The organism is Phytohabitans houttuyneae (assembly GCF_011764425.1).
Lineage (GTDB): Bacteria > Actinomycetota > Actinomycetes > Mycobacteriales > Micromonosporaceae > Phytohabitans > Phytohabitans houttuyneae.
In genome coordinates this window covers 926,550-952,708 of the sequence record NZ_BLPF01000004.1, presented here as the reverse complement: position 1 = coordinate 952,708, position 26,159 = coordinate 926,550, and the positions used below count along the sequence as shown (strand labels likewise).

General features: G+C 71.0%; 22 protein-coding genes and 1 pseudogene. 13 read left to right on the top strand and 10 right to left on the bottom strand.

Annotated elements, in window-relative coordinates:
* Positions 1 to 4: 4 nt before the first annotated feature.
* The 7 genes from Phou_RS46475 to Phou_RS46445 all read right to left on the bottom strand — a co-directional run bounded on the left by Phou_RS46475 (position 5) and on the right by Phou_RS46445 (position 8,972).
* Entirely contained in the window at positions 5 to 1,192 is a 1,188-nt protein-coding gene (locus Phou_RS46475) for a glycosyltransferase (protein WP_173070600.1), read from the bottom strand.
* A 121-nt stretch (positions 1,193 to 1,313) separates the two neighbouring features.
* On the bottom strand, positions 1,314 to 2,327 hold the full coding sequence (locus Phou_RS46470) for a glycosyltransferase (protein WP_173070598.1): 1,014 nt from the start codon (positions 2,325 to 2,327) through the stop codon (positions 1,314 to 1,316).
* Positions 2,281 to 3,741 carry an O-antigen ligase family protein gene (locus Phou_RS46465; protein WP_173070596.1) on the bottom strand — a complete coding sequence of 487 codons (1,461 nt, stop codon included), beginning with the start codon at positions 3,739 to 3,741 and terminating at the stop codon, positions 2,281 to 2,283. Before Phou_RS46465 ends, Phou_RS46470 begins: the two co-directional genes overlap by 47 nt.
* Positions 3,734 to 4,921, bottom strand: coding sequence for a glycosyltransferase family protein (locus Phou_RS46460; RefSeq protein ID WP_173070594.1), 1,188 nt, complete (start codon positions 4,919 to 4,921; stop codon positions 3,734 to 3,736). The genes Phou_RS46465 and Phou_RS46460 overlap by 8 nt, the downstream gene beginning before the upstream one ends.
* A gap of 74 nt (positions 4,922 to 4,995) precedes the next feature.
* Positions 4,996 to 6,516, bottom strand: a complete 1,521-nt coding sequence (locus tag Phou_RS46455) for a sugar transferase (RefSeq protein ID WP_246274686.1) — start codon at positions 6,514 to 6,516, stop codon at positions 4,996 to 4,998.
* An 84-nt stretch (positions 6,517 to 6,600) separates the two neighbouring features.
* Positions 6,601 to 7,551, bottom strand: a complete 951-nt coding sequence (locus tag Phou_RS46450; RefSeq protein WP_246274684.1) for an LCP family protein — start codon at positions 7,549 to 7,551, stop codon at positions 6,601 to 6,603.
* 176 nt (positions 7,552 to 7,727) lie between these two features.
* Entirely contained in the window at positions 7,728 to 8,972 is a 1,245-nt protein-coding gene (locus Phou_RS46445) for an RNA polymerase sigma factor (protein WP_173070591.1), read from the bottom strand.
* Between the two features lie 31 nt (positions 8,973 to 9,003).
* Here Phou_RS46445 and Phou_RS46440 point away from each other — a divergent pair, with 31 nt between their 5' ends.
* The 7 genes from Phou_RS46440 (at position 9,004) to Phou_RS46410 (ending at position 18,245) form a co-directional block, all read left to right on the top strand.
* On the top strand, positions 9,004 to 9,984 hold the full coding sequence (locus Phou_RS46440; protein WP_173070589.1) for a sigma-70 family RNA polymerase sigma factor: 981 nt from the start codon (positions 9,004 to 9,006) through the stop codon (positions 9,982 to 9,984).
* 98 nt (positions 9,985 to 10,082) lie between these two features.
* Positions 10,083 to 10,622 carry a dihydrofolate reductase family protein gene (locus Phou_RS46435; RefSeq protein ID WP_173070587.1) on the top strand — a complete coding sequence of 180 codons (540 nt, stop codon included), beginning with the start codon at positions 10,083 to 10,085 and terminating at the stop codon, positions 10,620 to 10,622.
* Positions 10,623 to 10,946: 324 nt separating this feature from the next.
* Complete coding sequence (locus Phou_RS46430) at positions 10,947 to 12,341, top strand: extracellular solute-binding protein (RefSeq protein WP_173070585.1); 1,395 nt, start codon at positions 10,947 to 10,949, stop codon at positions 12,339 to 12,341.
* An 80-nt stretch (positions 12,342 to 12,421) separates the two neighbouring features.
* Positions 12,422 to 13,375, top strand: a complete 954-nt coding sequence (locus Phou_RS46425) for a carbohydrate ABC transporter permease (protein WP_173070583.1) — start codon at positions 12,422 to 12,424, stop codon at positions 13,373 to 13,375.
* Positions 13,376 to 13,388: 13 nt separating this feature from the next.
* Positions 13,389 to 14,276, top strand: coding sequence for a carbohydrate ABC transporter permease (locus Phou_RS46420; RefSeq protein ID WP_173070581.1), 888 nt, complete (start codon positions 13,389 to 13,391; stop codon positions 14,274 to 14,276).
* 67 nt (positions 14,277 to 14,343) lie between these two features.
* A complete protein-coding gene (locus Phou_RS46415) occupies positions 14,344 to 16,014 on the top strand; it encodes a glycoside hydrolase family 13 protein (RefSeq protein ID WP_246274682.1) in 1,671 nt (556 codons plus the stop codon).
* A 152-nt stretch (positions 16,015 to 16,166) separates the two neighbouring features.
* A complete protein-coding gene (locus Phou_RS46410; protein WP_173070579.1) occupies positions 16,167 to 18,245 on the top strand; it encodes a putative bifunctional diguanylate cyclase/phosphodiesterase in 2,079 nt (692 codons plus the stop codon).
* Here the strand turns inward: Phou_RS46410 and Phou_RS46405 are convergent.
* Positions 18,233 to 18,751, bottom strand: a pseudogene (locus Phou_RS46405) (snapalysin family zinc-dependent metalloprotease); the annotation flags it as partial. The gene Phou_RS46410 and the pseudogene Phou_RS46405 sit on opposite strands and share 13 nt — an antisense overlap.
* 123 nt (positions 18,752 to 18,874) lie before the next feature.
* On the opposite strand from Phou_RS46405, the gene Phou_RS46400 reads away from it, so the two are divergent.
* Complete coding sequence (locus Phou_RS46400) at positions 18,875 to 19,555, top strand: GNAT family N-acetyltransferase (RefSeq protein ID WP_308785112.1); 681 nt, start codon at positions 18,875 to 18,877, stop codon at positions 19,553 to 19,555.
* Between the two features lie 238 nt (positions 19,556 to 19,793).
* A complete protein-coding gene (locus Phou_RS46395; RefSeq protein ID WP_173070574.1) occupies positions 19,794 to 20,636 on the top strand; it encodes an alpha/beta fold hydrolase in 843 nt (280 codons plus the stop codon).
* A 4-nt stretch (positions 20,637 to 20,640) separates the two neighbouring features.
* Here Phou_RS46395 and Phou_RS46390 read toward each other — a convergent pair whose 3' ends face one another.
* On the bottom strand, positions 20,641 to 21,144 hold the full coding sequence (locus Phou_RS46390) for a hypothetical protein (RefSeq protein ID WP_173070572.1): 504 nt from the start codon (positions 21,142 to 21,144) through the stop codon (positions 20,641 to 20,643).
* Positions 21,145 to 21,216: 72 nt separating this feature from the next.
* Here Phou_RS46390 and Phou_RS46385 point away from each other — a divergent pair, with 72 nt between their 5' ends.
* Together Phou_RS46385 and Phou_RS46380 are read left to right on the top strand one after the other, a co-directional pair.
* Positions 21,217 to 22,098: an ion transporter gene (locus Phou_RS46385; RefSeq protein WP_246274680.1), complete on the top strand. Its 882-nt coding sequence runs from the start codon at positions 21,217 to 21,219 to the stop codon at positions 22,096 to 22,098.
* A gap of 39 nt (positions 22,099 to 22,137) precedes the next feature.
* Positions 22,138 to 23,352 carry an RtcB family protein gene (locus Phou_RS46380; RefSeq protein WP_173070568.1) on the top strand — a complete coding sequence of 405 codons (1,215 nt, stop codon included), beginning with the start codon at positions 22,138 to 22,140 and terminating at the stop codon, positions 23,350 to 23,352.
* Here Phou_RS46380 and Phou_RS46375 read toward each other — a convergent pair.
* Positions 23,342 to 24,742, bottom strand: coding sequence for an aminotransferase-like domain-containing protein (locus Phou_RS46375; RefSeq protein WP_173070566.1), 1,401 nt, complete (start codon positions 24,740 to 24,742; stop codon positions 23,342 to 23,344). The genes Phou_RS46380 and Phou_RS46375 overlap by 11 nt on opposite strands.
* Here Phou_RS46375 and Phou_RS46370 point away from each other — a divergent pair.
* Together Phou_RS46370 and Phou_RS46365 are read left to right on the top strand one after the other, a co-directional pair.
* The gene (locus Phou_RS46370) at positions 24,741 to 25,688 is read left to right on the top strand and encodes a DMT family transporter (RefSeq protein ID WP_173070564.1); all 948 of its coding nucleotides are present in this window, start codon (positions 24,741 to 24,743) and stop codon (positions 25,686 to 25,688) included. The two genes, Phou_RS46375 and Phou_RS46370, sit on opposite strands and share 2 nt — an antisense overlap.
* A complete protein-coding gene (locus Phou_RS46365) occupies positions 25,667 to 26,158 on the top strand; it encodes an SRPBCC family protein (RefSeq protein WP_173070562.1) in 492 nt (163 codons plus the stop codon). The genes Phou_RS46370 and Phou_RS46365 overlap by 22 nt, the downstream gene beginning before the upstream one ends.
* Position 26,159: the final 1 nt, after the last annotated feature.

Sequence of the window (26,159 nt, the reverse complement as noted above, 5' to 3'; positions counted from 1 at the left end):
GCCCTCAGGCCCGGCCCACGGGCGCGAGCTCGTCGAACAGGTCGAGGTAGGTGCGGGCGCACCGCTCGAGGGTGAGGTCCGCGGGCAGCAGGCTCGCGGCACCGCGCGGCCCGCGGGTGGCGGCGGCCAGCGCGGTGGCCACGGCCGGTGGGTCGCCCGCGTCCACCGGATGCAAGCCTTTCCATGAGGTACCGGCGACGAAGCTCGACGGCACGACGCACGGCAGTCCGTTGGCGAGTGCCTCCAGGACGACCAGCGGCAGCCCGACCTCCATGCGGGCCGTGGTCACCAGTGCCACGTCGGCCGCCGAGTTGTAGTCGCGGACCCGCTCGCGGTCGGCCCGGCCGGTGAAGACGACCATGCCAGCGACCCCCAGCTCGGCCGCGAGGCCCCGTAGCCGCTGCTCGTCCGGACCGTCGCCGACCAGCAGGAAGCGGTACCTGTCGCCGTCACCGGACGCGCGCAGCGCCGCGGCGGTGCGCAGCGCGCGGTCGACCCGCTTCTGCAGGTGCAACCGCCCGACACAGGCGACAGCGACGGTGTCTGGTCCGATGCCGTGCTCGGCGCGCACCCGCTCGCGCGCCGCCGGGGCGAACGCGTGCCCCTCGGCCGCCACCCCGTTGCGGATGAGGCGGACCCGCTCGGCACCGACCGACCAGCGCTGCGGCTTGGCGACCAGCGAGTCGTACACCCGGTCACCGACCGCGACGATCTGGTCGAAGTCGCGGTAGCGGGCCAGGTCGCGCAGGAGCCAGAGCGCGTTTTTCGGCGCGGTGGCCGCGTACTTCACGCTGGCCGCGCGGAGCTTGGACAGGATCTCCATCGCGGACGTGCCGTGTGCCTGCATCACGAAGGGCGTGTGCGGGTGGCGGGCGCGCTCACGCACCGCCGCGTACGCGGCCGAGCTGACCGACAGCACCACGGACGGCGCGGCGGCAAGCTGTGTCCAGTACCGCCGGGACGCCTCCCACCAGGCGCGGGAGTAGCGCCCGGGCGCGGTACCGGAAAGCGGCACGACCTCGACCCCCGCGTCGCTGAACGGACCCTCGGCGCCGGGCAGGGCTGTGGTGACGAGCCGCACCTCCCGGCCGAGGCGGGCCCACTCGGCGGCCAGGCCCCACGAGACCTCCTCCATGCCGCCGGAGTGGTGGTGCGGGGTGGCCCGGGAGAAGACGAGGATCGCCCGGCTCACTGTGCCCCCTGGTTCGCTCGCTCGTGCGGCGCTGAAGGCGACGTCTTCCTCCGCCACCCCGAAACCCCGACTCCGCCGGCGGGGTGGCTCCGTCCAGACGCCGCCGCGCCAACTCGCTCCCTCACAGCAAACTCCGGTAAAGGTCTTCGAGCTTTCCGGTCTGCCGGCTCAGGTTGAAGCGCTCGACCACCATGTCGCGGCCCGCCTTGCCGAGGCGCTCGCCCAGCTCCGGGTCGCGCAGGAGCGTCACGATGCGGTCCGCCAGCGCGGTCACGTCGTGCTCAGGCACGAGGTAGCCGGTGGTGCCGTCGACCACCGCCTCAGGTATGCCGCCGTGGTCGGTGCCGACCACCGGCCGTCCGGTGGCGGCCGCCTCCAGCAGCACCATCCCCAGTCCTTCCTGGTCGCCGTTGGGCGCGGTCACGCTCGGCAGGCAGAGCAGCCGCGACTCGCGCACCCAGCGCAGCGTCTCCGGGTACGGCTGGGCGCCGAGGAAGCGCACCGAGTCGCCGGTGCCGAGCTCGGCCGCGAGCGCGGTGAGCGACTCGCGCAGCGGCCCCTCCCCGATGACGACCAGCTCCGCGCCGGGCACCGCCCGCGCCGCCACGGCGAACGCCTTCAGCAGGTCGGCCGTGCCCTTCTTCTCGACAAGCCGGGCCACGTGCAGCACGCGCGGCACCTCGGGCGTCGCGGCCGGCGCGATCAGGTCGACGTCGACGCCGATTGGGAGCACGGTCACCTTCTCCTCCGGGTAGCCCCACTCCACAGCCCGCCGCCGGATGTGCTCGGAGACGCAGATGAACCGTGCACCGTAGCGAAACAGCGCGCCCCGCCCGGACACGTACCGCACCCAGGATGGCTTGCGCGAGGCGAGCAGCCGCGCCTTCGTCACCGTCACGTCGAAGCCGTGCAGCGTCGTGACCAGCGGCACGCCCATCGCCTTTGCCACACCCGCGCCGTACGCACCCTCGGGCCCGAAGTGGGCGTGCAGCAAGGCGACCCCGCGCTCGCTGAGGGCGGCCGCGAGCGGCTGCGCGCGACCTGTCAGCGTGTACGCGAGCAGCGCCGGCCGCCCGAACTCGGCGACGCTAAGCGACTCGACTCTCCTCGTGGTCGGCACCGGGTCCCGCGCCACGTACAGCGGCCGGAAGCTCCGCAGCGCCTCCGCCTGGCTCGCGATGAAGGTCTCCGACGGCAGGAACTGTTGGTGTCGCAGAATCCCCACGGTGGTTTGTGGCACTGTCCTTCGACTCCTCGCCAGCGGGCCGGATGAGGTATGCGATCAGAAGCGAGAGGATCGGGATCAGGTGGATCACACCGAAGAGGTCGGTGTTTTCTCCCATGCCCTGCACGAAGACCCACGCGACCGCGGCCGCCACGAAAGGCACCATCCGCCGGTCGCCGCCGGGCCGCGACATGTGGCGCGCGCACAGCCACGCGGCGAGCGCGAAGAAAGCGGCGGACAGCAGCAGGCCGGCGATGCCCGTGTTGGCCCAGGCGGCGAGCAGGACGTTGTGCGGCGGGAAGCTGCGGTCCAGCCCTTCCGCCGCCGCGTACGGCCCGAAGCCGTCGTCCCAGCCGCCGAAGCCCAGCCCGAGGACGGGATGCTCGCGAAACTCCTCGGCACCGAACCGCCAGATGATCGTGCGGCCCACGAACGCCTCCACCATCGCGTCGCGCAGGCCGGCGCTCACGGTCAGCAGCAGCGCGATCACAGCGGTACCGCCGATCAAGGAGCCGGCCAGCAGCCGGCGCCGGACGGCGGGCGCGGCGGCCCGGGTCAGCTGCTGGATGCCGAACGCGGCCGCGGGCAGCGCCACGGTCAGGACCGTCGCGGACTTTGAACCGGTGAACGGCACCGTGAGCAGCAGCGCGACGCCGAGCACGCGCAGCCACCGCTGCCGGGTGACCACGGCGAGCGCGAGGGCGGCCAGCCCGTTGACCCCGAGAAACATCGCGGCCACGTTGGCGTTGACGAACACGCCGCCGGACTTGGCCACGTCCAGCACGTTGTTGCGCCCCTCGCCGAAGAGGGCGCCGACCGTGTTCTGCCCGGCGAACCAGCCGCCGGCCGTGCGCAGGAAACCGTCCTCGACATCGGGTGCGACGCGGAAGAGCACGACGAGCGCCGCCTCCGCCGCCACCCATGGCCAGTACAGCCAGTGCAGCAGCCGCACCTGGCCGGGCTCACGCCGCAGCAGCTGCGCCATCAGGGCGACCGTGACCGCGAACTGGCCGAGCACCACGATCGGCTGCAGGCCGGAACGCGGCTCCGGTGACCAGGCCAGCGCGAGCACCCGGATGGCGATCAGCCCGAGCAGCACCCGCACGAGCCAGAGGCGCAGCAGCGAACGGCCGGCGCCGCGCCACACCACGAGCAGCAGCCCCGGCGCCAGCAGCCCGGTGACGACCGTGGTGAGCGCGATGTCGATGCGGCCTTCGGGCAGCAGGTAGATCTGCGGCACGGCGAGCACGAAGAGGGCGCCCGCGGCGAGCGCCGGCGACCGGCCGGCCAGCGCACCGGCGGCCTTGCGAAGCGGCTCAGCCACGGCGCGTCCCGTCCACCGCCGTCAGCGCGGTGGCGGCGATCTCGCGCAGCCGCTCGCCGCGATGTGCCCAGCCGAACGGGCGGGCCCCGTCGAGCCGCCCCTGGATGTCGGCGTCGGTGCCGGGCGGCAGTGCCTTGAGCACCGTCGCGACGAAGTCGTCGACCGTGTCGGCGACGTCGATCGAACCTGTACCGGTGGCGGCGCGCACGACCTCCGGTATCGGCGTGCTCACCACGCGCAGGCCGGCGGACAGGTACTCGTAGCACTTGAGCGGGCTGACCCCGGCCGTGTACGCGTTCGCCGCGTACGGGATCAGGCCAACGGTGCACTCGCCGAGCACGGTGGCGAGCTTGTCGAGCGTGAGCACGCCGAGATGCCGGGCGCCGAGCGCGGTCAGCTCCGCCAGCTCGCGGTCGAAGCCGCCACCGCCGGCGGCCACCGGCCCTGCCAGCAGCAGCTCACCCTGGCCCCGCAACGCCTCCGCGAGCGCGCGCAGCAGCGGAAAGTCGAGCTTGTGCGGCGAGAGGTTGCCGGCGAAGATCGCGGCGGGTCGCCGCTGTGCGGCCGGCCGCACAGCGGCGGAGAAGACGTCGACGTCGGCCACGTTGGGCAGGGTCAGCACGTCCGGGAAACCCATCTGATCCAGGTGTGCGGCGACCGCCGAGCTTGTCGCGATCGCGAGGCTGGCCCTGGTGGCGAGGTTTCGCTCTCCCGCGGCCACCGCCTTGGCGTCGATGCCCGGAAACGCGCCGAGGATGTCGACGCAGTGGTACACGGTGGCGTCGGCATGCCGCTCCAACCCGTACGTCACCGGGGTGAACGTCCACAGCAACCGCGGCCCGGGACTGTGCCGCCAGTCAGCGACCGCCCGCTCCAGCAGCAGCCGGTTGGGCACGCGGGTCGGCGCGCGGTGCAGCGGCACCACGAGCGGCGAGATCACCTTCGCCCCGTCCGGCACCGGCCGGTACGCCGTCGTGTCCCGGCCACCCACCGAGTTGCGCAACCGGCGGCCGATGCGCCGCAGGTCTTTGGCGTCGAGCCGCACCCGGCGCAGGCCGAGGGACTCCACGAAATGCACGCCGTGGTCGCGCGCCAGCTCCCGCACGACGTAGTGCTGGTTGGTGGCGATCGGGGAACTCCACTCAGCGGTTCCCAGTACCAGAATGGGTGTGGTCGTCACGTGTCTCTTTCGGGCTCGTCATGGCCGCCAGCGCGCTGTGGAGAGGATAGACCCGCTGCCAGCGGGACGGGTGCTCAGCGCCCGCCGCCCCGAAACACCTCGGCGATGGTGCGCAGCAACACCTTTACGTCGAGCCAGAGCGACCAGTTTTCGATGTAGTAGTTGTCGAACCGGGCCCGGTCGGAGATCGGGGTGTCGCCGCGCAGGCCGCTCACCTGTGCCAGGCCGGTCAGGCCGACCGGCACCCGGTGGCGCATCGCGTAGTCGGGGTGCTCGGCGGAGAACTTCTCCACGAAGTACGGCCGCTCGGGGCGCGGCCCGACAACTGTCATGTCACCGCGCAGGATGTTCCACAGCTGGGGCAGCTCGTCCAGCGAGGTGCGGCGCATGAAGCGCCCGATCGGGCCGATCCGCCGGTCGCCCGCGATCGACCAGTTGGTCTGCGACTCGTGCTCGTCGGCCGGGCGCATCGTGCGGAACTTGATGACCTGGAACGGCTTGCCGTAGCGCCCGATCCGCTCCTGCCGGAAGAAGACACCCCGCCCGCCGTCGAGGAACGTGGCCATCGCGCAGAGCACGAGGACCGGGCTGAGCAGGGCGAGCGCCAGCACGGCGAAAACGATGTCGGAGGCGCGCTTGGCCGCCCACCGCGGACCGCTGAGCATCGTGTGCCGGGCCTGCACGACGGGGATCGCGCCGATGTGGTCGGGCAGCCGCCCTTGCGCGTGCGAGCCCCACAGCCGCGGCACCACCCACAGGTCGCACCCCGCACACGACGGCCGCCGCAGCACCTCCATGAGCGTGGCTTCGGGCACCACCGCGTCGGCCAGGATCAGCACGTCGACCTCGACCATGTCGACCATCTTGTCCAGGTCGTCGAGCGTGCTCAGCAGCGGCGGCGCGCCCGCCTCGGTGGGCATCTCCGTGTCGACAAGGCCGGTGAAGCGCAGCCCGTAGCGCGGGTACCGCCGCAGCAGCCGGGCCAGCTCGACGCCGACCGGCCCGGCGCCGATGATGATCGCGTTGTGCTCGACCCAGCGGCGCTTGCGCGCGAAGACGGTGAGCGACCGGGTCATCACGCGGCCGACGATGACAAGGCCGGCGGCGAGCGCCACCATGCGCATGAAGCCGGCGACGTAGTCGACCGACTCGTGGCGCAGCGCGGCGATGATGGCCACGATCGCCGCGGACGCCAGGAGCCGACCGCACAGGCTGGGCAGCTCGTCGAGGATGCTCACGTGCCGCCGCGCGTGGTAGAGACCGCCGGCGGCGAAGATGACGACGGTGAGCCCGGCGAGGAAGATCGTGCCGCGCCAGTACTGCGTGGAGACCACCAGCGGCGCGAGCATCGCGAAGAGGTCGACGGGCGCCGTGATCATCCAGGCGCGCAGCGCGCGGGTGCGTTTGGAGGTGTCCGACGCCACGTACGGAAGCACGGTCGTCGAAACGGGCCGGACCGGCATTGCTGCCGCGACATCCGGCTCCCCATCCACATGGCGCGGCTTGGGAATCAACGAGGAGTCATCGCCCTCGTCTCCGGCGGTGTCCCGCTTGGGCGCCGCGACGATCGGTAACTCGACCGTAGGCTCTTGCACCGGCGAGGGCTGATGGCCCACTGCCGAAAGGCTGGTGCTGGTCATGGTATCCCCCGAAATACACAGCAGTTACGACCTGGCCTCCTACTTCGCCGCCGCGAGGATCTCCGGGACCGCGTCCCGCCGCACGGCCTCGTACAGCGCCTTGACCTTTTCCGGATCGTCGAGCACGACACTCTCCGAGCCCTTGCGTCCGGTGCCCGTGGTGGGGTTGGTGATGAACGTCAGGTTGCCGCTGCGCAGGTGGCGCATCTCGGTGGCGGTGTCGAAGATGCTGAACGTCTCGTCGACCGAGACCGCGTCGGCGGTGGCGCGCAGGAACGAGTTGAGCCGGGCCGGGTTGGCCAGCGTGCCGCCCGACGCCGCCTTGTCCAGGATCGCCTTGATGACCTGCTGCTGGTGCCGGATCCGGGCGAAGTCGCCGTCGGCGAAGGCGTAGCGCTCACGCGCGTAGTCCAGGGCCATCGCCCCGTCCATCGTCTGCTTGCCCGCCGGAAACTCGCGACGCCCGCCCGGGAGCAGCGAGTGGGTCGAGGTGAACGCCTTCTCCACAGTGATGTCCACGCCACCGAGCGCGTCCACGATTTCCTGGAATCCGGCGAAATCGACAATTGCCACATTATCGATGCGCACGCCCGTGTACTTCTCCACGGTCTGCACGGTCAGCGGGATGCCACCCCACGCGAAAGCCGCGTTTATCTTCGCCTCGCGCCCGCCGTGCCGCCCGTCCTTCGACTTCGGCACGAAGACCCAGGTGTCACGCGGGATCGAGATCAGCTGCGCGCTCCCCCGACCCTTCGGCATGTGCGCCAGGATGATCGTGTCGCTGCGGGAACCGCCGGTGTTTTCCGGATCGCGGGTGTCACTGCCCAGAATGAGCATGTTTTTGGCATCTGTCGCAACCTTTTCCGGCCGCGACGCCTCGGGCACGTCCTGGAACGCGTCCACCCGCTCGATGCTGCCCTCGACGGAGCGGTAGTAGAGCCCGCCGGCGATGAGGCCACCGCCACTGATGAGCGCGAGCACGAGAAGCACGATGAGGAGAATCTTCCGGCCACGCCGCCCCTTACGCGTCTTATGCTTCGATGGCGGCGTTTCTTCCGGAATCTCCAGCAACTGCGTGGAGTCTGGCTCGGCAAACAGGGGACCCCGTGACATGCGCCCGATGGTACTGATTCACACAATCAGATGTCGCCCTCGGGACACAGAGTTTACAAAGCCCGTGCGCGATCCAGCAGCAGCTCACGCTCGCGTGCGTTTCGGGTGAGACCGGCCGCACGGGTAAGCTCCGCGCCCGCCTCCTCCTTGCGCCCCAGCCTTGCCAGCAGGTCACCGCGCACGCTCGGCAACAGGTGGTAGTCCTTGAGCGCCGGCTCGGTCATCAGCTCGTCGACGAGCTTGAGTCCCTCCTCCGGCCCGTACGCCATCGCCACCGCGACCGCGCGGTTGAGCTCGACGATCGGTGAAGGCGTGACCACTGCGAGCTGCTCGTAAAGCGCGGCCATCCGGACAAAGTCGGTCTCTTCGGCGGTGCCCGCCCGCGCGTGTACCGCGGCTATCGCGGCCTGCAACGCGTAAGGACCTTGTGCGCCGCCGAGCTTTTCGGCCCGCTCCAGTGCGGCCAGTCCACGGTGGATGAGCAGCCGGTTCCAGCGAGTCCGGTTTTGCTCCATCAGCAACACCGGCTCGCCGGACGGGCCGACCCGCGCCGCCGACCGCGACTGCTGGATCTCCATCAGTGCCACCAGACCGTGCACCTCGGACTCGCGCGGCATCAGCTCGGCGACGATCCGGCCGAGTCGCAGCGCGTCTTCGCACAGCGCAGGCCGCATCCAGTCCTCACCTGCGGTCGCGGTGTAGCCCTCGTTGAAAATGAGATAGATCACTTCGAGCACGGAAGCCAGGCGGGCCGGCAGCTCCGCGCCGCTCGGCACCTCGAACGGCACCTTCTTCTCGGCCAGCGTCCGCTTCGCCCGCACGATGCGCTGCGCGACCGTCGACTCGGAGACGAGGTATGCCCGCGCGATCTCCTCGGTGGTCAGGCCGCCCAGCACCTTCAGCGTCAGCGCGACCCGCGCCTCCGTCGAGAGCACCGGGTGGCACGCCGTGAAGACAAGGCGCAGCATGTCGTCGCCGATGTCCTCGACGGCCGCGTCGAAGTCGGGCGTGTGCGCGGCCGGAAGGTCCCGCCCCAGCTCCTCGACCTTGCGGTCGAAGCGCTCGCGCCGGCGGAAGTGGTCGATCGCGCGCCGCTTGGAGACGGCCATCAGCCACGCGCCCGGATTATCCGGTACGCCCGAGACCGGCCACTGCTCCAGCGCGGCGACGAGCGCGTCCTGCGCCAGCTCCTCGGCGAGGCCGACGTCGTGCGTCATCCGCGCGAGGCCCGCGATCAGCCGCGGCGCCTCGATCCGCCAGACCGCCTCCACCACCCGCTTGACGTCAGTACCAGCCACGCCCCCGATACAACCACGTAGCGTTCCCGGTATGGGCGAGGAGTCCGCGTTCGCGGAGTTGGTGGAGCGGCACCGCCGGGAGTTGCGCGTGCACTGCTACCGGATGCTCGGCTCGTACGACGAGGCCGAAGACCTCGTGCAGGAGACGTTCCTGCGGGCCTGGAAAGGGCGGGACGGCTTCGCCGGTCGCTCCTCGCTGCGGGCCTGGCTGTACCGGATCGCCACCAACGCCTGCCTCGACACGCTGCGCGGCCGCGGCCGCCGCGTGCTGCCGCAGGACCTCGGGCCGCCCTCCGGCCCGGACGCCGACCTGCCACCGCGCGCCGACATCCCGTGGCTGCAGCCGTTTCCGGACCGGGCCGCGCCGGTCGAGGCGGAGCCGGACTCCGTGGCCGTCACCCGCGAGACGATGGAGCTCGCGTTCCTTGTCGCCATCCAGCACCTGCCACCCCGCCAGCGGGCCACGCTGATCCTGCGCGACGTGCTCGGCTGGTCGGCGAAGGAGGCCGCGTCCGCGCTCGACGCCAGCGTCGCCTCGACCAACAGCGCCCTGCAGCGGGCCCGCGCGACGCTCCGCGAGCACCTGCCCGAGCACCGGCTGGAGTGGACGCACCCGCTCGGCCCGACCGAGGAGGAGCTGGCCGTCGTCCGCCGCTACGTGGAGGCGGTCGAGCGGGCCGACCTCGACGCGCTGGCCGACCTGATGGCCGAGGACATCCGCGCGGTCATGCCGCCGTGGCCGATGTGGTTCGCCGGCCGGGACACGGTGCTCGCCACACTCCGGGCGAGCTGGGACCCGGCGCTTCCTTACTACATCGGCCGGTTCCGCGTGGTGCCGGTCGCCGCCAACGGCATGCCGGCCGTGGCCTCGTACGTGTGCGCGCCCGGCGACGACACGTACAAGGCGTTTGCGATCGGGGTGCTCCGGGTGGCGGACGGCCGGATCGCCGAGATCAGCGCTTTCCACGACACCGGCCTGTTCGCCGCGTTCGGACTGCCCGACTCCCTGTGAGAGGCCCACCGATTCCCCTCTGAGAAGCCCGCCGATGAGTTTTCCGGCGGCCGGCGTCTCAACGGGTGTAGGAGTCACTTGAGGGAAAGAGGCAGCTCATGGCCAAGATGCTCTACGCGGCGACAATGTCGCTGGACGGTTTCATCGCCGGGCACGGCGGCGACATGTCCTGGCTGAAGCCGTACTTCGGGCCCAACCCGGACATGGACGACCTTGTCCACCGCATCGGCGCGCTGCTGGTCGGCCGGCGCACGTTCGAGGGCGACGACCCCAACAAGGGCACCGAAAACGAAGGCGCCTTCGGCGGCGCGTGGGACGGCCCGACGTTCGTGCTCACCCACCAGGTCCCGGCCGAGCCGGTGCCCAGCGTGGTCTTCATGGACGACCTGGAGCGCGCGGTCGCGGCGGCCAAGGAGGCGGCCGGAGACAAGTACGTCAACATCCTCGGCGCCAACACCGCGCGGGCCTGCCTCGACGCCGGCCTGCCGGACGAGGTCCTGGTCTGCGTCGCGCCGGTGCTGCTCGGTGACGGCACCCGGCTCTTCGAGCGGCCGGGCGGCGACAACGTGCGGCTGGAGCGGACAAGCCTGACCCACGGGCCGCTCGCCACCAACATCTGGACACGCGTACTGCCCTGATAACAGCCGGATTTCCGGGCGGTTGCAGCCGTGGAAGCGGCGGCAACCGCCCATTTCGTCATGCAAGCCTCATTCGTCGCGGAATACGCGTGTCCGTCAACGATCAAACACGGTTGAGTCTCAACTTTGCAGAGTTCAATCGAAACCTTGCAGAAATATGTCGTGTTAGCTACGGTGACTCCACTTGCGCTTGAGCACGAATCCGGTGCCAGGCCAGCCATCGACACCAGCGAGTCAATTCACACCGCCGAGCACAGACGCATTGCGGTGACGCGTCACCGCAGGGCACCGATGACGCAACCGGAGTTCCCGAAGGGAAGGACTATGTCCGCACCGCTGTATCGAAAGGTCGTCGCCGTAGCGGCCGCGGCCGGTCTCGCGGGGCTCAGCCTCGCGGCCTGCTCCACCAAGAGCGACGACGACGGGTCGTCCTCGTCCGGCGGAAAGGTCTCCATCACGGTCGACTGCCAGCCGGTCGCGTCGCAGAAGGAGCTTCTGGCCAACTGGAACGCGGACGTCGACGCGTTCGAGAAGGAAAACCCGAACATCGAGATCAAGAGCGTCTCGGTCGGCACGCAGTGCAACAACCCGCCGGACTTCACCGCGCGCCTGCAGGGCGGCACGACCACGGACGTCTTCTACGGGTACATGACGGACCTGCAGCAGGTCCTCGACTCCGGCCAGGTCATGGACATCACCGAGTACGTCAACACCTCGACGGTGCCGACCTGGGACAGCGTCGACGCCGGCGCCAAGGCGGCCTTCACCGACGGCGGGAAGATCTACGGCATCCCGACGAAGAACTACTCGATGGGCCTCGTCTACAACAAGAACCTGTTCCAGCAGGCCGGGCTCGACGTGAAGAACCCGCCCAAGACGTGGGCCGAGGTTCGTGAGGCCGCGAAGAAGATCTCCGCACTCGGCAACGGGATCGCCGGGTACTCGGAGTACAGCGCGGGCAACACCGGCGGTTGGCACTTCACCGCGGAGATCTACTCGCTCGGCGGCCAGATGGTGACCGAGGACGGCAAGAAGGCGGACTTCAACAACGCGCAGGGCAAGCAGGTGCTGCAGACCCTCAAGGACATGCGGTTCACCGACAACAGCGTGGGCGAAAAGCAGCTGCTGCAGTGGCCGGACCTGCTCACCAACGCGGGCGCCGGCAAGGTCGGCATGTTCATCGGCGCGCCGGACGCCACCACCGCGATCGTGACCCAGTTCCAGGGCAAGTACCAGGACTGGGCGATGGGCCCGATGCCCGGCCAGGACGGCCCGGCGAAGGCGACGCTCGGCGGCGGCGAGGGCTACTTCTTCAAGAAGGGCCTGAGCAAGGAGCAGGTCGAGGCCGGCCTGAAGTGGCTGGCGTACCAGAAGCTCACCCCGGGCAAGGGCCAGTTCGACTACGTGCGGGCCAAGCCGCAGAACAACCCGGTGGGCCTGCCGCAGCCGCAGCTGTTCACGGTCGGCAGCGCCGCGTACAACCAGGAGCTCGAGCAGCGCAAGGCGAACGCGAACGTGACGGTCGAGGACTTCGCGGCATTCGAGAACAACCCGGTGCCGGTGAAGGTGGAGCCGCCGAACGCGCAGGCCGTCTACGCGGTACTGGACGCGGCGATGTCCGCGGTCCTGACGGACTCGAAGGCCAACATCGACCAGCTGTTGAAGACGGCCGAGGAAAAGGTGAACCAGGTCCTCGCCACAGGTGGCACGGGTAGCTGACGTCGGCGTGCGGGGGTCGCGGCAGCGGCCCCGCACCCTCCGTCCAGACCGAAGACATATGGACCAACACTGGAGTCTTCATGGCGACAATCACGGCGCACGGCAAGCCCGCCGAGGTGTCCGGATCCCGGCCGCGGCCGCCGGCCCGGCGGCAGAGCCGGCGCAAGCGCCAGCTGCAGAACAACCTGACCGGGTACGCGTTTCTGATCGGCGCCGTGGCGTGTTTCGCCATCTTCTCCTGGTACCCGATGGTCCGCGGCGTCGTCATGAGCTTTCAGCGGACGCGACGCGGTGAGACCACCTGGGTCGGCTGGGACAACTACGAACGCATCATCAACGACCCGAGCTTCTGGACCGCGTGGAAGAACACCTTCTACTTCACCGCGCTGGCCCTGATCCTCGGGTACGCGGTGCCGTTCTTCGTGGCGATCCTGCTCAACGAGTTCCGCCACGCGAAGGGCTACCTGCGCATCCTGGTGTACCTGCCGGTGATGCTGCCGCCGGCGTCCGCGCTGTTCCTGTTCAAGTACTACGCGTACGACCCGAGCGACGCCGGCCTCTTCAACGCGATCCTCAAGTTCTTCCACCTGCCGACGTCGGAGTGGATGCAGTCCACGACGATGACGATGCCCGCGATGGTCATCGCGTCGACGTGGATGAACATGGGCGCCGCCGTGCTCATCTACCTGGCCGCCTTGCAGAACATCCCGGGCGAGCTGTACGAGGCCGCCGAGATCGACGGCGCCGGGATCTGGCGGCGGATCTGGAACGTGACGATCCCGCAGACGAAGCTGATCCTGTCGCTGATGGCGATGCTGCAGATCGTGGCCACGATGCAGCTGTTCATCGAGCCGCTGATCCTCGCCAACGGAGCCGGCACTCAGGACTCGGCCACCTCGGTCGCGTACCTCATCTACCAGCACGGCTTCTTCCAGAACGACCTCAACGGGGCCGCCGCGCTCGGCGTGATCATGCTCATCGTGCTGGCCGGCTTCTCCTTCGTGTACGTGCGCCTCACCTCGCAACAGGACTAGGGGAACACCACTCATGGCAGCGGACTCCGGCACCCGGACCCTGATCTCCTCCGCTCAGATGCGGCGCGGGCGAGGCAAGTACATCTACTGGACCCTGCTCGTCGCCGTGGTCCTCATCTTCACGCTGGTCTTCATCGGCCCGCTGTACTGGATGGTCACCGGCGCGCTGAAGTCCGGCCAGGAGATCGCGCAGACCCCGCCGACGCTGTGGCCCAAGGACCCGCGGCTGACCAACTACACCGACGCGTGGAACCAGCTCGACCTCGCCAAGCTGCTGTTCAACACGTTCTACTACGCGGCCGGCGCGCTCATCTTCCAGCTCGTGCTGGACACCACGGCGGCGTACGCGCTGTCGAAGCTGCGCCCCGCCTTCGGCAACGCGATCCTCGGCCTGATGCTCGTCACGCTGATGATCCCGGCGATGGTGCTCATCATCCCGCAGTACGTGACGGTCATCGACCTGCCGATCCTGCACGTCAACCTGCTCGACTCGCCGCTGGCGCTGTGGCTCCCCGCGGTGGCGAACGCGTTCAACATCTTCCTGCTCAAGCGCTTCTTCGACTCGATCCCCGAGGAGATCATGTCGGCGGCGGTCATGGACGGCGCGACCCCGTTGCGCACCCTGTGGTCGATCATCCTGCCGATGTCCCGGCCGATCCTCGGTGTGGTCTCCATCTTCGCGGTCACCGCGGTGTGGAAGGACTTCCTCTGGCCGAAGCTGGTCATGCCGTCGCCGGAGACCAGGACGGTCAGCGTCGGCATCTACGCCTTTTCCGGCGGCACCCCGATGAACGTGGTCGTCGCCGCCGCGGTCATCGCCGCTATCCCGACCATCATTTTCTTCCTGATTTTCCAAAAGAGCATCATGTCCGGTCTCACCGCGGGCAGCTTGAAGGGATAGCGCCAACCAACACAGCATCGGGTGCACGTCGCACGAAACACATCACGTACAAGGAAGCAGGTTTGCCGTGGGCGAAATCGGGACCGTCGAGCCGGAGAAGGTGCGCTCGGCGACGGTGGAATGGTGGCGCTCGGCCGTCATTTACCAGATCTATCCGCGCAGTTTCGCCGACAGCAACGGCGACGGCGTCGGCGATCTGGGCGGCGTCCGCGCCCACCTCGACCACCTCGCCGGTCTCGGCGTCGATGCCGTGTGGTTCAGCCCGTGGTACGCGTCCCCGCAGGCGGACGCCGGCTACGACGTCTCGGACTACCGGGCGATCGACCCTGTCTTCGGCACGCTCGCCGAGGCCGAGGAGCTGATCCGGGAGGCGCACGCGCTGGGCATCCGGATCATCGTCGACGTGGTGCCGAACCACTGCTCGGACAAACACGCGTGGTTCGTCGAAGCGCTTCAGAACGGGCCCGGCTCGACCGCGCGCGACCTGTTCTGGTTTCGCCCCGGCCGCGGCGAGTCCGGCGAGCTGCCGCCCAACGACTGGCAGTCCATCTTCGGCGGGCCGGCCTGGACCCGCACCGCCAACCCGGACGGCACGCCCGGCGAGTGGTACCTGCACCTGTTCGCGCCCGAGCAGCCGGACCTCAACTGGGAGAACCCGAAAGTCCGCGAGGAGTTCGAGGACGTGCTCCGGTTCTGGCTGGACCGGGGTGCGGACGGCATCCGTATCGACTCGGCCGCGCTGCTGATGAAGGACGGCGCGCTCGCCGACTTCGACCCCGCGAACCCGCCGCTCCCGCACCCGTTCCAGGACCGCGACGAGGTGCACGAGGTGTACCGGGCGTGGCGGGCGATCACCGACAGCTACCCGGAGCCGCGGGCACTGATCGGCGAGGTGTGGCTGCCCGACGCGCAGCGGTTCGCCGCGTACCTGCGCGAGGACGAGATCCACACCGCGTTCAACTTCGCGTTCCTCGGCTGCCCCTGGGACGCTGCCGCGCTGCGCGCCACCATCGACGAGACGCTCGCCGTACACGCACCGGTCGGCGCGGCCGCGACATGGGTACTGTCCAATCACGACGTTCCCCGGCACGTGACCCGGTACGGGCGCGCCGACACCTCGTTCACATTGGACTACCGCCAGCTCGGGGCGCCCACCGACCGCGCGCTCGGCCTGCGCCGGGCCCGCGCCGCGCTGCTGCTCAACCTCGCGCTGCCCGGCTCGGTCTACATGTACCAGGGCGAGGAGCTCGGTCTGGAGGAGATCGAGGACATCCCGGACGCGCTGCGGCAGGACCCGATGTTCTACCGCACCGCCGGTGAAAACCTCGGCCGCGACGGCTGCCGCGTGCCGATCCCGTGGTCCGGCGCGGTGCCGCCGTTCGGCTTCAGCCCGCCCGGTGCCACCGCCGAGCCGTGGCTGCCCCAGCCGACGACCTGGCACGACCGCACGGTGGAGGCCGAGTCCGGCGACCCCGACTCGATGCTCGAGCTGTACCGGCGATCGCTGCGGCAGCGCAACGCGCGGCCCGAGCTCGGCGACGGCCCGTTCGCGTGGCTGCCCGGCCCTGACCGGGTGCTCGTCTTCAGCCGCGGCCGCGATGCCACGTTCACCTGTGTGGTCAACCTCTCCGGCGAGCCGGTCGCCCTCCCCGTGCCCGGCCACGTCGTCCTGACCAGCGGGCCGCTCGACGGCGACCTGCTGCCGCCGGACACCGCCGCCTGGGTCGTGACGGACTAGGGAGCAAATCGACGCAAGTACTTGGAGAAATCCACCTATCGGGGGTTAAACCTCTCATATGCGTTTTGCCGTGAAGATCGTTCGAGTTACTCTTTGGGCCGGTCACGGGGGATGACGGGCGGCTGAGGGGGTGGCACGTGGCGGGTCTGACCATGGCTGGACGCCGGTGGACCAAGCAACGCCTCCTACGGCTGTACGCATTGGTGATGGGCGTCACCGGAGGGTTTCTGTTGGCGCTCTCCGCGCGTGATGTCGTCGCGGAGGCCGTGGCGCACCCGCCCATGTGGCTGATGACCGTCCTCGCCGTGGTGGCCGGCATGCTCGCCTTCATCGAGCGGCCGACACCCGGCAGGCCGCCACTGATCGTGTGCCCGACGATCTGCTTCACGTTCGCGATCCAGCTCTGCTGGGGCTTCGGGCCGGCGATCGCGGCGCAGGCCGTCGCGGTGCTGCTGGTGCGGTGGAAGCTGCACGCCCCGATGGTCGAGGCGGTCAAGGCGTGGGGGCAGTACACGCTGGCGTTCGCCGCCTCGGGTGCGGTCCTGTGGCTCGGCCAGCCGGACCCGTTCGAGCGGAACGGGCCCACGAACATCGCGACGGATGCGATCGCCGTGGTGCTCGCGGTGGTGGCGTGGATCGTCGTCTACGCCGCGCTGGAGTTCGTCCACTCCGTCCTGCGCGGGGCCCCGGCCCGGTCGCGGTCGCTGACCAGCGCGGTCGGCAACCAGTTGCTGTTCAAGGCATCGTTGCTGCTGCTGAGCCCGGTGCTCGCGGTGGCCGCACACATCAACGTCGGTTTCGTGCCGCTGGTCTTCGCACCGCTGTTCGCCGTGCAGCGGATGGCGCGCCTGTCCGCCGAGCGGGACCGGGCCGCGCGGATGGACCCGTTGACCGGCCTCGCCAACCGCGCCGGCCTGCGCGCCGGCTTCAACGACCTGCTGGCCGCCCGCGGCCGGGTCTCGCCGGACGGTGTGCCGGCGCCGGCGGTGCTCTCGCTGCTGATGCTCGACCTCGACCGGTTCAAGCACGTCAACGACACGCTCGGCCACGACGTCGGCGACCGGCTGCTTGTCGCGGTGGCGGAGCGGATCGCCGCGGTACAGCCGGCCGAGTCGACGGTGGCGCGGCTGGGCGGCGACGAGTTCGCGATCCTGCTGGCCACGCACACGCCCCAGGAGGCGGAGCGGGTGGCGTGCACGGTCGTACACGCACTCGCCCGTCCGGTGGCGCTGGACCGGCTGCAGATCGACGTGACGGCCTCGCTGGGCATCGCGTCCTATTCGGACGGTGAGGACTTTCCCACGCTGCTGCGCCACGCGGACGTGGCGATGTACGAGGCGAAGCAGCGCGGCGACGCGGTCGCGACGTACGCCGCACGGGCCGACCAGAACAGCCCGGAGCGGCTCAAGCTGCTCACCGACTTCCGCGACGCGCTGACCGTCCCGGAGCCGCAGCAGATCGCCATGCACTACCAGCCACAGGTGTCGCTGGCCACCGGCGAGGTGGAGGGCGTGGAGGCGCTGCTGCGCTGGCACCACCCGGTGCACGGCCTCGTGCCGACCCGCGACCTGCTCAGCGTCGCCGAGCACAGCTCGGTCATGCAGCAGCTCACCATGCGGGTCATCGACGACGTCACCGCGCAGGCCGCGGCCTGGCGCGGCACCGGGCTGACGCTGCGCGCCTCGCTCAACGTGAGCGTCCGCGACCTCTACAGCGACGACCTCGCCACGCACCTGGCCGCACGGCTGCGCGAGCGGGGCGTGCCGCCGGAGCGGGTCCAGGTGGAGATCACCGAGAGCGCGCTGCTGGCCGACCCGAGCCGGGTGCAGGCGACGGTGAACCGGATCGCCGCGCTGGGCGTCGCGATCTCGCTGGACGACTTCGGTACCGGCTACTCGTCGCTGCAGCACCTGCGCCGCCTGCCGATCAGCGAAATCAAGATCGACCGCTCGTTCGTCGCCGGGATGGCCGACAACCGCGACGACGCCGCGATCGTGCGGTCCATTGTGGAGATGGCTCGGACGCTCGGCATCCGCACGGTGGCCGAAGGCGTGGAAAACGAGTACACCCGCCAGCTCCTCGCCGAGGCCGGGTGCACGCTGATCCAGGGTTGGATCGCCGCGCACCCGATGCCCGGCGCGGAGCTGGTCAGGTGGCTCTCAGCGGCCGACGTGGTCCGCCGCCCGGCGCGGGGAGGCGCGCTCCCGGTCCGAAGTCAGCTCCAGACGTAGACCTTCGCCGGGGCCGGTGCGGCGCTGCTGGCGAAGTTGCGGTCGACCCTCGCCCGCTCGGCCGCGCTGGGCTGGGCGTTGGCGCAGGAGACCGGCGCGCTGCTGCCGGACATGAGGTCCGAGCAGAGGCCGGTGCGGTTGTCCGGCAGGCCGAGGATGTGGCCCCACTCGTGGGTGGCGATGCGGGTGCGGTTGTAGCCCTGGTTGACCGCCTGCCGGCCCATGTAGATGCGGCCCGAGCCGAGCCCGGTCACGTACGCCCGGGGCCAGCCGCTGTCGACGTAGATGACGACGGTCGCCGGCGATCCAGCCTGCAGCCGCACGTTGGCCACGCTGCTGTTCCAGATCTGGGCCGCCTGCGCGAAGTTGGTGGCGAACTCGCCGGCCCGGCTGGCGTCGTAGTAGATGATCCGCGGCGCCGCGGCTGCGGGCGCCTCGGCGATCACCTGGACGCCGACGAGCGAGAGGGAGAGCGCGAGCAGACCCAGGAAGGCGCGTCTGAACATTGTGGACTCCTCATGGGAGCGGGGGGCATCGATAGATAGCAATCTAGTTGCCCCGTGTGGTCCACACCGCATAGCAATTGCCCCATAGCGCCCACCCGAGGGCGGCGCGCGATGATCGGGTACGTGACACACGTGCTGGACCATCCGGTGTGGGCCGCCCTGAACGGCGCGCACGCCCGCCTGGGGCATCTCAAGGGCGAGGCCGCCCGCTACCCGTCGGACGTGGCGCCGTTCGCCGCGCTGCGCCCCGGATCGGACGGGCGCGCCTGGGCCGACCTCGCCGCGATCACCGAACCGGGCGAGGCTGTCGCCACGGTCGGCGCCGCCGTGACGCCGCCGGCGGGGTGGGAGGTGCTGGAGGTGTTCGCGGGCGTGCAGCTCGTCGACGTCTCCCTGCGCGCGGCAGCGGACCCGGAGGCGGTGCGGCTGGGGCCGGCGGACGTCGACGAGATGCTCGACCTCATCGCCCGCACCGAGCCCGGACCGTTCCGCCGGCGCACCGTCGAGCTCGGCACGTACCTCGGCATCCGGCGGGAGGGTCGGCTTGTCGCGATGGGTGGCGAGCGCATGCAGCCGCCCGGCTGGACCGAGATCAGCGCTGTCTGCACGGACCCGGCCTACCGCGGGCAGGGCCTGGCCACCCGTATCGTGCGCGCCGTTGCGGCCGGCGTCAGGGCGCGCGGCGAGACGCCGTTCATGCACGCCTCCGCGGACAACACCGCGGCACTGCGGCTCTACGAGTCGATCGGCTTCCGGCTACGCCGGGACGTGGTGATCACCGTGGTGGAGCCGCGCGCGGCCTGAGCTTCGCGCTGGCGCGGTGCTCCGGACCGTGGCGCGCGGACCCGGCAGCGGAGGTCGGGGATTTCGGCGAGCGCCAGCTCGCCGCCGGCCTCCGCGTTGCCCGCGGGAGCATACGGTCCGCACCCGGGCGGACCGGGGCAAATATCTGTCGCGGTCTTTCGCGGACAGTAGGGCCCCCGGCCCGGAGGTTCACCCAACAGGCGCACGCGGTTTTGCCGGTGGCGGCATACTGACCCGAATGCGGGACGACGCGATGACCCTTCCGGACGGGCGCACCCTGGCCTACACCGACCTCGGTGCACCCGACGGCGCTCCGGTGCTGTATTTCCACGGCGCACCGACCAGCCGGCTCGACTTGGTGCCGTGGGACAACGAGCTGGCCCGGATGGGCTTGCGGGTGTTCTCTCCCGACCGCCCGGGCTACGGCCGGTCGTCGCCCCGCCCCGGCCGCCTCTTGGACGACTGGCCGGCCGACGTCGCCGCGCTCGCCGACCACCTCGGGCTGGAGCGCTTCGCGGTCGTCGGCTACTCCTCCGGCGGGCCGTACGCGGTGGTCAGTGCCGCCCTGCTTCCCGGCCGGGTGGCCGCGGCCGGTGTGGTCGCCGGCGTGACCGACATGGGCTGGGCGCCCGCGTGGGACGGGGTGGAAAAGCGCGAGGCCGAGCTGATGCGGGTGGGCGACGACGCCGCGGCGGTGGCGTGGTGCGAGGAGCAGTTCGGTCCGGACGGCGCCCGCTACTCCGAGGGCGGCGGCGAGTGGGCCGACGCCGACCTCGCGCTGACAAGCCGGCCCGAGATGGCGGCGTCCATGACCGAGACGCTCGCGGAGAGCTTCAGCCAAGGCGTCGTGGGGTACGCGCACGACATCACGGTGCAGGCGCGGCCGTGGGGCTTTGACCCGGGCGCGATCCGGGCGCCGGTGGTCGCGCTGCACGGCGAGGCCGACACGGTCATCCCGGTCGCCCACTCGCGACACACCGTCGACCTGATCCCCGGCGCCAAGCTCGACCTGCGCCCGGTCGACGGCCACCTCAGCATCGTGGCCCGCATCCCGCGGCTGGCCGCCGACCTGGTGGCCTGAAGGGCTACCGCACGCCCGTCGGGAGCAGCCCGGCCACCGCGGGCGTGAAGACGTCGATCAGGTCCCACAGCTCGCCGGCACCGGTGACGGCGCCCGCCACCTGCGGGTCGGTGTGGCGCAGAAAGGCCAGGTGCCGGCACGCGTGCGCGGCCACGTCGACCGGCCGCACCACCGCCGGGCTCGGGGTCAGCGGGTCGGGGCCGCGCGTGACCGGCAGGTCGAGCACCGGCTCGGCCGGTGCGGACGGGTCCGGGTCGGGCAGCGCCACATACGTCAGCAGGATGCCCTCGGCGGTGTGCCGCCACGAGGTCGAGTGCAGCAGCCCCACGCCGTGGCCGGCCAGGCTCCGCGCGCAGGCGTCCGGGTGCTCGCCAACCCCGAGCTGCCGGGAGGCGGTGCGGAAGCAGAGCCGTCCGCCCCGCGCACTCAACAGCACGGTCTCGACGTGCGCCCGGACGCCCGGGATCATCGCAGCGGAGCCCGGCGGCTCGTCACCGCCAGGTTCCATGCCGGCAACCATACCTTGTTGCCACAAGCTTGCAAGAACACACAGCACGCGACAGTCTGGGGAGGTTTCGCCGTGCCGCCGACGCGCCTGACCGAACGTTGTAACCGCATCGTCGAGTCCCGCGCCTTCGAGGTGGCCATCGTGGTCTTCATCGGCGCCAACGCGGTCGTGCTGGGCCTGGAGACGTACCCGCACCTCGGCGTCGCCGGCCCGCCGCTGCACCTGCTGGAGTGGTTCTTCCGGGCGGTCTTCGTCACCGAGATCGTCATCCGGATCCTCGCACACGGCCGCCGGCCGCAGGACTTCTTCCGGCACGGCTGGAACGTCTTCGACTTCGTCGTCATCGCCGCCGCGTTCCTGCCGGGCCTGAACAGCGACACCGCCCTGCGCGTCATCCGCATCGCGCGCGTCGTGCGGCTGGTGCGCTTCTCCCCCGGCCTGCGCACGATCGTGGCGGCGCTGCTGCGCAGCCTGCCCGGCGTCGGCGGCTTCCTGGCACTCGCCATGGTGACTCTCTACGTGTACGGCATGGCGGGCTGGCTCATCTTCAAGGACCACGCGCCCGACGAGTACGGCACGATCGGGCAGGCCGTCCTCACCCTCTTCGTGCTGCTGTCGCTGGAAAACCTGCCCGAGCTCATCGAACAGGGCCTGGCGCTGTCGCCGTGGACCCTCGTGTACTACGTGAGCTACGTGCTCATCACCGCCAACCTCCTGCTGAACATCCTCATCGCGGTTATCGTCAACTCGATGGAGGAGGCCCGCCGGCTGGAGATGACCGAGCGGATGGCGGCCGACGAAGACGGCGACGGTGTGCCAGACGAGATCGACCGCATCGCCATCAGCCAGCGGCTGGACGACCTGCGGGAGCTGGTGGCCGAGCTGGAACGCGAGCTGCGCATCGAGCGCGACGAGCCCGCCCGCGTCAAAACACCGTTGCCGCGCAGCCCTTGATTTTCTTACCTTTGAGCGGCTGGAGGGAGGCGAAACATCATGGGGTACACACTGCTGGCGGGCACCAAGGCGCCCGTGCGGGTCTGGACCGACCCGTACGGCATCGAGCCCGAGGCCGCACAGCAGCTTCGCAACATCGGTCAGCTGCCGTGGGTCGAGGGCGTCGCCGTCATGCCCGACGTCCACTTTGGAAAGGGCGCGACCGTCGGTTCCGTCATCGCCATGCGGCAGGCCGTATCGCCGGCCGCGGTCGGTGTCGACATCGGTTGCGGCATGTCGGCGGTGCGCACCTCGCTGACCGCCGGCGACCTCCCCGACAGCCTTGCCGCACTGCGCGGCGCGATCGAAGACGCGATCCCGGTCGGCTTCGCGCAGCGCGACCGCGAGGTCGACCCGCGGCGGGTCCGCGGTCTCGAGCAGGGCGGCTGGGACGCGTTCTGGCGCCGGTTCGGCACCCTCCACGATGGTGTGTCCAAGCTGGAGAGTCGGGCGCACCTCCAGATGGGCACGCTCGGTGGCGGCAACCACTTCGTCGAGGTCTGCGTCGAGCAGGGCGGCTCCGGCCAGCAGAGCTCCGACGCCGGCCGGGTCTGGCTCATGCTGCACTCGGGCTCGCGCAACATCGGCAAGGAGCTCGCCGAGCGGCACATCGCCATCGCCCGCCGCCTGCCGCACAACACCGACCTGCCCGACCGCGACCTGGCGGTCTTCCTGACCGGCACGCCGGAGATGGAGGCGTACCGCCGCGACCTGTGGTGGGCGCAGGAGTACGCGCGCCGCAACCGGGCCGTCATGATGGCCCTGCTCTGCGATGTCGTGCGCCGGATCCTGCCGCAGGTCAGCTACGACGAGCCGATCAGCTGCCACCACAACTACGTGGCGGAGGAGAGCTACGGCGGGGTCGACGTGCTGGTCACCCGCAAGGGCGCGATCCGGGCCGGCGCCGGCGACCTGGGCATCATCCCGGGCTCGATGGGCACCGGGTCGTACATCGTGCGCGGGCGGGGCAACGCCGACGCGTACTGCTCGGCGTCGCACGGCGCGGGGCGGCGGATGTCGCGGTCCAAGGCGAAGAAGATGTTCAGCACCGAGGACCTGGAGGCGCAGACCGCCGGCGTCGAGTGCCGCAAGGACGCGGGCGTCGTCGACGAGATCCCGGGGGCGTACAAGGACATCGGCCAGGTCATGGAGCAGCAGGAAGACCTTGTCGAGGTCGTGGCGCACCTCAAGCAGGTGGTCTGCGTCAAGGGCTGAGGCCCGGCACGGCGCGGGCCAGGCGGCGCGCGGCCTCGTCCATGAGCTCGGGCGGGGCCGCCGCGTACGTCAGGCGCAGGTGCGGCGCGGGCGGCTCCGCGGCAAACCAGGGGCGGCCGGGAAAGACGACGACGCCTTCGGTCGCGGCCGCGGCGGCCACCGCCACGTCGTCGGTGCCGTCGGGCAGCCTCGCCCACAGGTGCAGGCCGCCGCGGGGTACCGCCGGTGGGGTCAGGTGCGGGAGGTGCCGGTGCAGCGCCTTCAGCAGCGCCTCGCGGCGAGACCGCAGGGCGGCGCGCAGGGCCCGGCGGTGCCGCGTCCAGGCCGGCGCGGTGACAAACTCGACCGTGGCCTGCTGCAGCGGGCCGGAGACGAAGAGGTCGTCGAGCAGGCGGGCGGCGCGCACGCGGGCGCCGGCCGGGCCGCGCGCACCGATCGCGGCGACGCGCAGGCCGGGCGCGCACGACTTGGTCAGCGAGCGCAGGTAGACCACGTGACCGTCGGGGTCGTCGGCGGCCAGCGGCGCCGGCGCGTCGCCGTCGATGGTGAGGTCGCGGGCGTAGTCGTCCTCGATCAGGAACGCGCCCGCGCCCCGCACCGCCTCGGCGACCTCGGACCGGCGGCGGGCGGACAGCGTCGCCCCGCTCGGGTTGGCATGCAGCGGCTGGCAGTAGAACAGCCGCGCGCCGGTGCGCGCGAACGCCGCCGTGAGTTGGTCGGGCAGCACCCCGTCGGCGTCGGCCGGCACGGGCACCACCCGAAGCCCCGCGGCCCGGGCGGTGGCCAGTGCGCCCAGGTAGGTGGGCGACTCGACGAGCAGGGTGTCGCCCGGCACGGCGAGCGCGCGCAGCGCGGACGACAGCGCCGCCTGCCCGCCGGGGCAGATCACCATGTCGTCGGCGCGCAGCCCGCCACCGGCCTCCCGGGCAAACCACGCGCGCAGGTCCTCCCGCCCCTCGGTGGGCCCGCGCTGCCAGGCGGCGGGCTGGCGGGCGGCGCGGGCGAGCGCGGCGCCGAGAGCGGCGGTGGGCTGCAGGTCCGCGTCGAGGTACCCGCCGGTGAGCGGGATCGCGCCCGGTCGCGGTAACGCCAGTAACGCCTGCATCTCGTCCTCGCCGGGCCGGCCGGCGCCGAGCGCGACCGTCTGCCAGGACAGGTCGGGTGCGCGCCGCTCGTCCGGCCGGGCCGCCACGAAGGTGCCCCTGCCCGGCCGCGCCTCGACGAGTCCCTCGGCCACGAGCTGGCGGATCGCCTCGGCGACGGTCACCGGTGACGCTTGGTGGCGTGCGGTCAGCTCGCGCACCGAGGGCAGCCGGGCGCCGGGCTCGGCCGCGGCCGCCAGGCGGCGCAGATCTTGGATAACGCGATCCACTGCGTTACCGTACTCCATGAGGGATCAGAGTAACGCTACTCTCGCGCCGGCGATAACGGCCGACCGCCTGGTGGGCCTCGGGCTCGGTGCGCTCGGCGTGCTCGCGTTCAGCCTGTCGTTGCCGTTCACCCGCGTCGCCGTGCAGCAGCTCGACCCGTGGTTCGTCGCCTTCGGGCGGGCCGTCGGCGCGGCGTTGCTGGCGTGGGCGTACCTGCGGCTCACCGGCGCGCCCCCACCCACCCCGCGGCAGTGGCGGCGGCTCTCGGTCGTCGCGCTCGGGGTGGTCGTCGGCTTCCCGCTCTTCACGTCGCTGGCCCTGACCACGCAGACGTCGGCGCACGGTGCCGTGGTCATCACCGTGCTGCCCGCGATGACCGCCGTGTTCGCGGTGCTGCGGGCCGGCGAGCGGCCGCCGCCGCTCTTCTGGGTGGCCATCGCCGCCGGCATGCTCGCCGTGCTCGCGTTCCTCGTCACCAGCGGCACGGTCCGCGGTGCGCTGAGCGCCGCCGACCTGTTCCTGCTCGTCGCGGTCATCCTTTGTGGACTCGGGTACGCCGAGGGCGGCGCGCTCGCCCGCGAGCTCGGCGGTGCCCGCACGATCTGCTGGGCGCTGGTGCTGTCGCTCCCGGTCACGCTGACGGTGACGCTCGGCGCCGCCTGGCTGCACCCGCCGCGCGCCGGCGCCGGGGCGTGGTCGGCGTTCGCCTATCTCACCGCGGTCTCGATGTTTCTGGGCTTCTTCGCCTGGTACGCCGGCCTCGCCCGGGGCGGCATCGCCCGGGTCGGGCAGATCCAGCTCGCCCAGCCGGTGCTCACCCTGCTCTGGTCCGCGCTGCTGCTCGGCGAGGAGGTCACTCCCGCGTCGATCGGCGCGGCGGTGGTGGTACTGGGCTGCGTCGTACTGACCCAGCGAACCCGTGCGCCGATGGCGACAATGGGGCGATGCCAGTCGTCGAAGCCATGATCACCGTGCCCGTGCCGCCCGACCTCGCGTTCGCCGTGTCGCAGACCACCGCGCCGGTGCGGTACCGGTGGGACCCGTTCTTGCGCCGGCAGCACTTCGTCGACGGCGCCACCCGGCCGGGCAAGGGTGTGCGCACCTTCACCCGGTCCAAGCACGGCCTCACGATGGTCAGCGAGTACGTGTCGTTCGCACCGCCGACCAACGTGGGTATGAAGATGGTGCGCGGCCCGTGGTTCTTCGAGATGTTCGCCGGCGGTTGGCGCTTCGCGCCCGCCGGGACGCCGGGCCACACGGTCGCCACGTGGCGGTACAACTTCCGGTGCCGCCCCCGCTTCCTGCGACCGGTGCTCGAACGGATCGGGGTCTGGCTCCTCGGCCGCGACATCCGCCGCCGCATCGCCGGCTACGCGGCCGGGTGCGCGGACCTGGTCGTGCTCGAGGCGGCGCGCGAGGCGCTGCGGGTACGGTGAC

Bases quoted from the DNA above. Each gene is read 5' to 3' on its own strand.
- Phou_RS46395 (WP_173070574.1), top strand. From the start codon at position 19,794: ATGCGGGACGACGCGATGACCCTTCCGGACGGGCGCACCCTGGCCTAC.
- Phou_RS46410 (WP_173070579.1), top strand. From the start codon at position 16,167: ATGGCTGGACGCCGGTGGACCAAGCAACGCCTCCTACGGCTGTACGCA.
- Phou_RS46390 (WP_173070572.1), bottom strand. From the start codon at position 21,144: ATGGAACCTGGCGGTGACGAGCCGCCGGGCTCCGCTGCGATGATCCCG.
- Phou_RS46425 (WP_173070583.1), top strand. From the start codon at position 12,422: ATGGCGACAATCACGGCGCACGGCAAGCCCGCCGAGGTGTCCGGATCC.
- Phou_RS46430 (WP_173070585.1), top strand. From the start codon at position 10,947: ATGTCCGCACCGCTGTATCGAAAGGTCGTCGCCGTAGCGGCCGCGGCC.
- Phou_RS46440 (WP_173070589.1), top strand. From the start codon at position 9,004: ATGGGCGAGGAGTCCGCGTTCGCGGAGTTGGTGGAGCGGCACCGCCGG.
- Phou_RS46365 (WP_173070562.1), top strand. From the start codon at position 25,667: ATGCCAGTCGTCGAAGCCATGATCACCGTGCCCGTGCCGCCCGACCTC.
- Phou_RS46420 (WP_173070581.1), top strand. From the start codon at position 13,389: ATGGCAGCGGACTCCGGCACCCGGACCCTGATCTCCTCCGCTCAGATG.
- Phou_RS46375 (WP_173070566.1), bottom strand. From the start codon at position 24,742: ATGGAGTACGGTAACGCAGTGGATCGCGTTATCCAAGATCTGCGCCGC.
- Phou_RS46370 (WP_173070564.1), top strand. From the start codon at position 24,741: ATGAGGGATCAGAGTAACGCTACTCTCGCGCCGGCGATAACGGCCGAC.
- Phou_RS46435 (WP_173070587.1), top strand. From the start codon at position 10,083: ATGGCCAAGATGCTCTACGCGGCGACAATGTCGCTGGACGGTTTCATC.
- Phou_RS46380 (WP_173070568.1), top strand. From the start codon at position 22,138: ATGGGGTACACACTGCTGGCGGGCACCAAGGCGCCCGTGCGGGTCTGG.